Source organism: Gordonia sp. (in: high G+C Gram-positive bacteria) (assembly GCF_049299075.1).
GTDB lineage: Bacteria > Actinomycetota > Actinomycetes > Mycobacteriales > Mycobacteriaceae > Gordonia.
On the sequence record NZ_JBAQWU010000379.1, the window covers coordinates 1 to 7,583 of the forward strand.

Here is a 7,583-nt window from a genome sequence, read left to right on the forward strand (position 1 = left end):
GGCGGCCGGTCGGGCGGAGCGGGCCGTGGCTGGTCAACCCGATCTTCCACCCGGACAAACTCGCCACCGGCCACCACGCCGCCGGCCTGACCACCCGGATGGGCGAAGTCTCCGACACCGACCCGCCGACCAACCGCCCACACGGCACCATCGATCACGGACCGGCAGCCTGACCGCGCACCCACGCCGACCGGGAAGGGACCGCGGCCGGGCCATTCGGGCTGTCTGGAGGTCTGCGATGCCGACAGCCGGGTCGCAGATGAACTGCGACCCGGCTGTCGTTTCGACCAGCGAGTGTCAGTACTGGTATGGCTCCGCGCTGACCAGGGTGACGGTCAGTTCCGCGCCGCTCGGCACGCGGTAGGTACGGCTCTCGCCGACCTTCGCATCGAGGATCGCCGAGCCGATCGGGGAACTCGGCGAGAAGACGTCCAGGTCGGTGGCGACACTCTCTTCGCGGGTGGCGATGAGGAAGGTGGTGGTGTTCTTCTTGTCGTCGCCGATGTAGATGGTGACGACGGTGCCGGGCAGTGCCACACCCGACTGGGTCGGGGCCTCGCCGACTTTGGCGTTCTTCAGCAGGGCCTGCAGCTGGCGGATGCGGGCTTCTTTCTGACCCTGCTCCTCGCGGGCCGCGTGGTAGCCGCCGTTCTCCTTGAGGTCGCCCTCTTCGCGGCGCTCATTGATCTCGGCGGCCATCTCCCCGCGGTTCGCGACCAACGCATCGAGTTCATCCTGCAAGCGCTGCTTAGACTCGGCCGTCAACCAGGTCACATCGGCGTCGGTCATCATGAAACTCCTTTGCTGTCCGCCATTGGACTGCGCGCATTGATTACGTGGCCGCTAATGCAGCAAACACGACCCCTCGCGGGGCCGTGTACTGCACCATCATACCAGCCCGGAGTGTGGCTTACCGCACACGGACCTCAGACGTCGACCACGGCCTTTCCGTACGACGGTTCCTGCCGTTTGAGGTACCTGACCACCGCGTAAGTTCCGGGCATAACGACGATCTCCACGGCGGTCTTCCACAGGAAGCCGATCACCACGAACGAGACGAACTGGCCCCACGTCTGCACGCCGATCACCGGGGCGGCGATGGCGCAGAAGACGACGGTGTCAAAGAATTCGCCGACGACAGTGGAGGTGAGCAGTCGCGCCCAGAGCTGGCGTTCACCGGTGCGTTCCTTCATTCGCACCAGCACCCACGAGTTGGTGAACTCGCCGATCAGGTAACCCGCCAGACTTGCGGCCACCAACTGCGGCACCGCGCCGGCGACGGCTTCGAGTGCCGCCTGGTTCTCATAACCGTCGAGCGGTGGCAGCGCGATGGTCGCGGTGAGTGCGAGCGAGGCCAACAGGAGGATGGCGAAACCCGTCCAAATGGTGCGCCGCATCGCTTTGAAGCCGTACACCTCGCTGATCACATCACCGATCACGTAGCTGAGGGGAAAGAGGAAGAATGCGCCGTCGGTCACCAGGGTGCCGCCGAAGAGGCCCACGCCTTTGGTGGCGGCGATATTGCTGATCAGCATGATGCCGACGAAAGCGGCCATCAACACCGGATAGTAGGGCGACGACACCGTCGCGAACACCGCCTTATTCACCCGGGCGGGCCGGGGCGAGTCCGCCGGACGCGAGGCGTCCGGCTGTCCAGAGTGGGCGAGTTCGTCGTCGTTCATGGTCAGATCCTCAGTTTTCTGGTTGCAGGTATGACGGCACCGCGGCGGTGCAGCCGAAGAGTTCGCCGATCACGGCGGGACGGGAAGTCTGCACGACAGTGCGCGCACCGACCTGAACCTGGTCGCTCGCCGGGATCAGGACTTCGCGGCGGCCGACCTCGGCGCCGTCCTGCGCGCGACCCCGCACCACGCAGGAAACAGCCTCGTCCGGATTCTGCCGGTTCACGGTGTATTGCACGGCAATGGAATTGGAGCTGAGCACCTCGTGCCCGGTCGCCGATCCGGAGATCTCGGGGTCGGCGAACTGCTTCCATCCGAGGTAGGCGATCACCAGGCCCAGCACCACCACCCCCACCGAACAGATGATGAACCAGCGACGACGACTCTGCGGCGATTGCTCGGTCGGGTACGTCGCTCGTGGTCCGCTGGGCGGTTTCGGCTGGTCGGCTACCCGATCTGACTTGCTCACGCGTCAATACCTACCATGGAGGGCAGTACCGAGCGAAGGTGAGGAAGCGTGACTGAGAGCACGGGGCGCCTGCGACTCATGGCTGTGCATGCACATCCCGATGATGAGTCCAGCAAGGCGGCCGCCACATTGGCCAAATACGCGGCGGCCGGGCATGACGTCCTGGTCGTCACGCTGACCGGTGGCGAACGTGGTGACATTCTCAATCCCGCGATGGACCGGCCGGGCATTCTCGAGAACCTGCCGGAAGTCCGGAAGGCCGAAATGGCTGCTGCCGCCGAGGCGCTTGGTGTGCGGCAGACGTGGCTCGGGTTCGCCGATTCCGGTCTCCCGCAAGGGGATCCGCTGCCGCCGCTGCCGGAAGGCTGCTTCGCTCTGGTTCCCCTGGAAGAGGCCACCGCCAAGTTGGTCGAGGTAGTCCGCGACTTCAAGCCGCATGTGATGATCACGTACGACGAGAACGGCGGCTACCCGCATCCGGACCACATCATGTGCCACCAGGTGTCCGTGGCAGCGTTCGACGCGGCCGGTGATCCGGCGGCCTTCCCCGAGGCCGGGGAGCCGTGGGCGCCGCTGAAGCTGTATTACACGCACGGCTTCATCCGTGACCGCATTTACGCTTTCTCTGAAGAGCTGGAGAAGGCCGGCATGGAGAATCCGTTCCGCGACTGGCTCGCCAAGTGGAAACGTGAGCAAGGCGACATCATGGCCCGCGTGACCACCCAGGTGACCTGTGGCGAGTACTTTCCGCAGCGCGACGACGCCCTCCGCGCCCACGCGACGCAGATTGATCCCAACGGGTTCTTCTTCGCGGTGCCGCTCGAGTGGCAGCAGCGCCTGTGGCCCACTGAGGAGTTCGAATTGGCACAGACGCGTGTGCAGACCGCCATCCCCGAAAACGACCTCTTTGCCGGAATTGAGGAGACGTGACCACTGTGCTGAGTCTGGCTAACGAGGCGGCCTTCCTGCTCGCGGCCGATCCGCCGCCGAAGGGTCCCGAATTCGGTAAGTCCTCGCCGATCGGACTGCTCGTGATCGTGCTGCTGCTGGTCTCGACGTTCTTGCTGATCCGCTCGATGAACAAGCAGCTCCGCAAGTTGCCGGAGACCTTTGACGTCGACCATCCCGAACCCGATCAGGCCTTCGACGAGGGCACCGACGTGGTCCAGACGGACGTCGTGGAACCTGACGAGACTGTCGAGGAACCGGTGAACCAGCCCGCTGACGAGTCAGGCGCGGGCCGCTAACAGCATCGCGGCTCCGGCGATCAGACGAGATCGTCGGGGGTCAGTCGACGAATGCCGTGGTCGTGCAGGATGAACTGCGCCCGGATCGCCAACTTGTGGCGGCCCGCCCCTTCGTTGGTGGCACGCGCCCAGGCGAGGTCGTCGGCGAACGCCCGATCGGGACCCGGCCGCTCCCACACCAGCACGATTGAGGCGGCGCCGACCAAGGCGGCGATCTCCGCGAACCGTTCGCACAGGATCGGGGCAGCGTGGTCCGGATAGCGCGGAAGGTCCTCGATCGGCATGAGTGGGCCGGTGAGCCGCTGCTCGCCGTCGAGCAGGATCAACCAGAGTTGCCGCTGATTGGCCTCCTTAAGCAGACCGAGCAGCATCTCTTGTAGGTCGTTGTCGGTGGCGAGTGGTCGTTGCATGTCGAGGCCCTGCTTGCTTGTTGTCATGACACCAACTGTGCCGATCGCTAGTCCCGGAAAGAAGGCCGTATGACGATCTGTGGATAACTCTTCGATCAGGGATGATGGTGTGATGAACAGGCTCGGTCGGTCGGCAAGTCCGTATCTTCGTCAGCATGCGGACAATCCGGTCCATTGGATGGAGTGGTCCGACGAGGCTTTTGCCCAAGCGCGCGAACGCGACGTGCCGGTGCTCCTCTCGGTCGGCTACGCCGCATGCCACTGGTGTCACGTGATGGCGCACGAATCGTTCGAGGATCCGCAGCTCGCGGCGCAGATGAACGACGGCTTCGTGTGTATCAAGGTGGACCGTGAAGAACGTCCCGATATTGACGCCGTCTACATGGCCGCGACCGTCGCGATGACCGGCCAGGGCGGCTGGCCGATGACCTGCTTCCTCACTCCCGACGGGGAGCCGTTCTACTGCGGCACCTACTTTCCGCCGACGCCGCGCGGCGGCATGCCCGGCTTCGGTCAACTACTCGACGCCATCGGTGACACCTGGCGCCACCGCCGCGACGAAGTATTCGAAGCTTCCGGCAGCATCACCGAACACCTCCGCGCCAACACTGGCGCCATCCCCGCCGGACCGGTGATCGACTCGGAACTGTTGGCCGCGGCCGTCGGTGCCCTCTGTGCCGATGAGGATCGGCGCGCCGGCGGGTTCGGTGGCGCCCCCAAATTTCCGCCGGCAGCGCAACTTGAAGCGCTCATTCGGGCCGACGAGTTCGGTGTCAACGCGAACGCGCTGGGTGTGGCCGAGCGCGCCTGCTCGGCGATGGCCCGCGGCGGGATCTACGACCAACTCGCCGGGGGCTTCGCCCGCTACGCCGTGGACGCCGACTGGGTGGTGCCGCACTTCGAGAAAATGCTCTACGACAATGCGCTGCTATTGCGCACCTACGCGCACCTCGCGCGGCGCCTTTCGACGGGCTCAAGGGGCGAAGGGGAACTCGCCACTCGGATCACCGAAGAGATGGTCGCTTTTCTTGATGAGGCACTCTGGACGGGCCACGGCTATGCGTCCTCGCTCGACGCCGACACCGATGGCGTCGAGGGGCTCACCTACGTTTGGACGCCGGCGCAGCTACGGGAGGCCCTCGGCGACGACGACGGGCGTTGGGCGGCAACGCTTTTCACCGTCACCGACACGGGCACTTTTGAGAACGGCACCTCGACGCTGCAGTTGTTGAACGACCCCGACGACGTCGAACGGTTCGCTGCGATCCGCGCCCGACTGCTCGCCGCCCGCGCCAAGCGTCCGCAGCCCGCCCGCGACGATAAAGTGGTGGTGGTCTGGAATGCGCTGACGATCACTGCACTGGTCGAGGCTGGCATCGCACTCGGCCGCCCGGCGTGGGTTGCCCGCGCCGCCGAGACTGCCGAGGCCTTGTTGCGGATACACCTCGTGGACGGGGTAGTTTCGACTCGCTTCGCTCGCTCACCCGTCGAGGGGGAGCTGCGCCGGGTCTCACTGCGTGGCACGGTAGGCGAACCCCTTGCGGCACTTGATGATCACGCCGCTTTCGTGACCGCGCTGCTCTCTCTCCACCAAGTCACCGGAGCGCCGCGCTGGCGTGATGAAGCGCTGACTATCCTGGACCGCGCCATCGCGCAGTTTGCCGATCCGGAAGCGCCCGGAGCGTGGTTCGACGCGCCGGCCGGGTCACTGATCACCCGTCCGCGAGACCCGGTCGACGGCGCAACCCCGGCCGGTGCGTCGCTCATGGCCGAGGCTTTGCTCACCGCGATAGGTCTTGCGCCGGAAGAACATTCGGGGCGCTACGCCGAACTAGCGGACCAGACCTTGGCGCGAGCGGGCTTGATCCTGCAGAAGATGCCGCGGTCGGCCGGGCACTGGATCACCGTTGCTTTGGCGCGGGTCGCCGGTCCGCTGCAGGTCGGTGTTGCGCAGGCGCCCGGCAGCGGCGGCGCTCTCGCCGCTCAGGTGCGAGGACGCGCCCCTGGCGGCACCGTCGTCGTTGCTGGATCACGAGACACGTTGCCGCTCTTGACCGGTCGTGGCCCGGTCGACGCTGCGGACGCGGCCTACGTGTGCCGCGGCAACGTCTGTGGACTGCCGGTCACCACAGCTGACGCCCTCGCCTTTGACTGATCAGCGCAGCGGACGTAGCGCCTCATCGAGCGCAGCCAGCTCGTCGAGCTGCGAGGCGAGGACCGTCGACTGCTGCTCGTTGGGCAAAAAGGCGCCGCTGTCGTCGAGCTGCTGTTGCGGAAAGTTGATCTCCACGCTGCCGCGGGTGCTCACCATGCCCAGGGCGGTGACGACTGGGCGCAGGGCGACCTGGGCGCGTGTGCCTGCGGAGTTGCCGCCCCAGTTGATGAAGCCGACCGGCTTACGGTTCCACTCGGCGGACAGGTAGTCGAGGGCGTTCTTGATGGCCGGGGAGTAGCTGTAATTGTATTCCGGGAACGCGAAGAGGAAGGCGTCGGTGTTCGCCACCCGACTGCTCCACTCGCGGGTCAGTGGCTGCGTGTACTGGCGCAGACGCGGATGGTTGGGCTCGTCCATCATCGGAAGCGCGAGCTCGGCCAGGTCAACGAAGTCGACGTCGAAACGACCGTCGGCTTCGGCGTCTCGGCGGACCCACTGCGCGATGGGCAGCGAGATACGGCCGGTGCGGACACTTCCGGAAATGATCATCAGAGTGGGCATGACCAGAACAACTGGACCGAAGTCCGAATAATTCCTGTGCTAGCCTCGGTGTCGTGATCACCACAGCGCGCGCCTATTGGCGTTTTATCCAGGCTCCGGGAGAGCCTGCGATGCCGCGCTGATCGCGCACGTTGCGAAACCGCACACCCGGAGCCGAGCAGTGACCGTCAGGTCGCTGCTTTTGTCGTTTCCGGGTGCCGAACATCGCGCACTACCGCTGCCAGCACTCGGGAACTCCGGCCGATACCGCTGACATCCGAAAGGCCGCCACCATGACCGTCACCGACCAACCCCAGACCTCCGACCGGCGCGTCACCGCGTTCACGCCGATTCCGTCGCCGGACAGCCTGCGCAGCGAACTGCCGCTGACCGCCCGGCGTGCCGAGATCGTCGCCCGCGACCGGGAAGAGATCGCGGCGATCCTGGCCGGGCGCGATGACCGGTTGATCGTCGTCGTCGGACCGTGCTCAGTGCACGACCCCGTGGCCGCCCTCGACTACGCCCGCCGCCTCGCGCCGCTGGCCGCCGAATACGCCGACAGCCTCAAGATCGTCATGCGCGTCTACTTCGAGAAGCCGCGCACCACAATCGGCTGGAAGGGACTCATCAACGACCCCGATATGGACGAGACCTGTGACGTCGAGAAGGGACTGCGTCTGGCGCGCAAACTGCTGCTGGACGTGATCGACCTCGGGCTGCCGGTCGGCTGCGAATTCCTGGAGCCCACCAGCCCGCAGTACATCGCCGATGCGGTGGCGTGGGGCGCGATCGGCGCCCGCACCACCGAATCGCAGGTGCACCGCCAGCTCGCTTCGGGCCTGTCGATGCCGATCGGATTCAAGAACGGCACCGACGGCAATGTGCAGGTGGCGATCGACGGTGCCAAGGCCGCCGCCGGACGGCACGCCTTTTTCGGCGTCGACGACTTCGGCCAGGGCGCCGTGGTGCGCACCGCGGGCAACGAAGATTGCCATGTGATTCTGCGCGGTGGCACCGGCGGACCAAACTACGCCGCCGATTCGGTCGCCGCCGCCGTCGCCCAGCTCGCCGGTGCCGGAC

9 protein-coding genes are annotated in these 7,583 nt (G+C 66.0%); 4 read left to right on the forward strand and 5 right to left on the reverse strand.

Going from position 1 to position 7,583, the window contains the following annotated elements:
- Window positions 1–297: 297 nt before the first annotated feature.
- From greA to WAW85_RS11955, 3 genes are all read right to left on the reverse strand, one after another.
- On the reverse strand, window positions 298–789 hold the full coding sequence (gene greA / locus WAW85_RS11945; protein WP_422559829.1) for a transcription elongation factor GreA: 492 nt from the start codon (window positions 787–789) through the stop codon (window positions 298–300).
- Window positions 790–926: 137 nt separating this feature from the next.
- Complete coding sequence (locus tag WAW85_RS11950) at window positions 927–1,682, reverse strand: queuosine precursor transporter (protein WP_422559830.1); 756 nt, start codon at window positions 1,680–1,682, stop codon at window positions 927–929.
- Window positions 1,683–1,692: 10 nt separating this feature from the next.
- Window positions 1,693–2,151: a DUF4307 domain-containing protein gene (locus tag WAW85_RS11955; RefSeq protein ID WP_422559831.1), complete on the reverse strand. Its 459-nt coding sequence runs from the start codon at window positions 2,149–2,151 to the stop codon at window positions 1,693–1,695.
- Between the two features lie 78 nt (window positions 2,152–2,229).
- Between WAW85_RS11955 and mca the strand changes: the two genes are divergently transcribed.
- Window positions 2,230–3,081 carry a mycothiol conjugate amidase Mca gene (gene mca, locus WAW85_RS11960; RefSeq protein ID WP_422559837.1) on the forward strand — a complete coding sequence of 284 codons (852 nt, stop codon included), beginning with the start codon at window positions 2,230–2,232 and terminating at the stop codon, window positions 3,079–3,081.
- Complete coding sequence (locus WAW85_RS11965) at window positions 3,078–3,398, forward strand: hypothetical protein (RefSeq protein WP_422559832.1); 321 nt, start codon at window positions 3,078–3,080, stop codon at window positions 3,396–3,398. Before mca ends, WAW85_RS11965 begins: the two co-directional genes overlap by 4 nt.
- Before the next feature lie 20 nt (window positions 3,399–3,418).
- On the opposite strand, the gene WAW85_RS11970 is transcribed toward WAW85_RS11965, so the two are convergent.
- Complete coding sequence (locus WAW85_RS11970; RefSeq protein ID WP_422559833.1) at window positions 3,419–3,835, reverse strand: hypothetical protein; 417 nt, start codon at window positions 3,833–3,835, stop codon at window positions 3,419–3,421.
- Window positions 3,836–3,920: 85 nt separating this feature from the next.
- On the opposite strand from WAW85_RS11970, the gene WAW85_RS11975 reads away from it, so the two are divergent.
- Window positions 3,921–5,963 carry a thioredoxin domain-containing protein gene (locus tag WAW85_RS11975; RefSeq protein WP_422559834.1) on the forward strand — a complete coding sequence of 681 codons (2,043 nt, stop codon included), beginning with the start codon at window positions 3,921–3,923 and terminating at the stop codon, window positions 5,961–5,963.
- Here the strand turns inward: WAW85_RS11975 and WAW85_RS11980 are convergent, their stop codons facing one another.
- Complete coding sequence (locus WAW85_RS11980; protein ID WP_422559835.1) at window positions 5,964–6,524, reverse strand: NADPH-dependent FMN reductase; 561 nt, start codon at window positions 6,522–6,524, stop codon at window positions 5,964–5,966.
- Between the two features lie 272 nt (window positions 6,525–6,796).
- Between WAW85_RS11980 and WAW85_RS11985 the strand changes: the two genes are divergently transcribed.
- On the forward strand, window positions 6,797–7,583 hold a 787-nt coding region (locus WAW85_RS11985; RefSeq protein WP_422559836.1), incomplete at its 3' end, for a 3-deoxy-7-phosphoheptulonate synthase.

Excerpts from the sequence above, each read along its gene's own strand:
- mca (WP_422559837.1), top strand. The coding sequence starts at position 2,230 with ATGGCTGTGCATGCACATCCCGATGATGAGTCCAGCAAGGCGGCCGCC.
- greA (WP_422559829.1), bottom strand. The coding sequence starts at position 789 with ATGACCGACGCCGATGTGACCTGGTTGACGGCCGAGTCTAAGCAGCGC.
- WAW85_RS11975 (WP_422559834.1), top strand. The coding sequence starts at position 3,921 with ATGAACAGGCTCGGTCGGTCGGCAAGTCCGTATCTTCGTCAGCATGCG.
- WAW85_RS11950 (WP_422559830.1), bottom strand. The coding sequence starts at position 1,682 with ATGAACGACGACGAACTCGCCCACTCTGGACAGCCGGACGCCTCGCGT.
- WAW85_RS11980 (WP_422559835.1), bottom strand. The coding sequence starts at position 6,524 with ATGCCCACTCTGATGATCATTTCCGGAAGTGTCCGCACCGGCCGTATC.
- WAW85_RS11970 (WP_422559833.1), bottom strand. The coding sequence starts at position 3,835 with ATGACAACAAGCAAGCAGGGCCTCGACATGCAACGACCACTCGCCACC.